1 protein-coding gene and 1 pseudogene are annotated in these 556 nt (G+C 71.4%); both read left to right on the top strand.

Annotated elements, in window-relative coordinates; all coding sequences use genetic code 11:
• Window positions 1–306: SDR family oxidoreductase (locus ACSNOB_RS31970; RefSeq protein WP_436691168.1), on the top strand; the 306-nt coding region annotated here is incomplete at its 5' end.
• A pseudogene (locus ACSNOB_RS31965) lies at window positions 303–556 on the top strand (glycosyltransferase family 9 protein); the annotation flags it as partial. The gene ACSNOB_RS31970 and the pseudogene ACSNOB_RS31965, both read left to right, overlap by 4 nt.

Here is a 556-nt window from a genome sequence, read left to right as displayed (position 1 = left end):
ACGTTGGGGGTCAAGGCCGTCAGCGACGCCACCGCCTACTGCGCCGCCAAGTTCGGCGTGGTCGGCTTCACCCGCGCCCTCGCCGCCGAACTCGCCGGCACCGTCAACGTCACCCTGCTCATCCCCGGCGGCATGCACACCCACTTCTTCGACGACCGCGACCCGGCATACAAACCCGGACCCGACGCCCACCTCAACGACCCCGCCGACACCGCCAACGCCATCATGTTCGCCCTCACCCAACCCCCCGGCTGCGCCATCCGCGAAATGGTCGTCTGCGCCGAACAGGAAACCTCCTACCCGTGATCCTCGCCCTGCGCGCCCTCGGCGTCGGCGACCTCGCCACCGCCTGGCTCACCCCGCTGGTCGACCTCGTCGGAAGCGTCGACACACTCGTGCCCACGGACGGACTCGGCCCCCTACCCTGGACCGGCCCGCCCCCACACATCGCCGTCAACCTGCACGGCCGCGGCCCCCAGTCACACCGCATGCTCGCCGACACCCGACCCGGCCGACTGCTCGCCTTCACCAACCCCGACGCCGGCCACCACGACGG

Origin of the sequence: Micromonospora sp. URMC 106 (assembly GCF_051386395.1) — a bacterium.
Taxonomy (GTDB): domain Bacteria; phylum Actinomycetota; class Actinomycetes; order Mycobacteriales; family Micromonosporaceae; genus Micromonospora.
The sequence above is the reverse complement of the archived record's forward strand: the minus strand, read 5'-3'. Positions and strand labels throughout refer to the sequence as shown.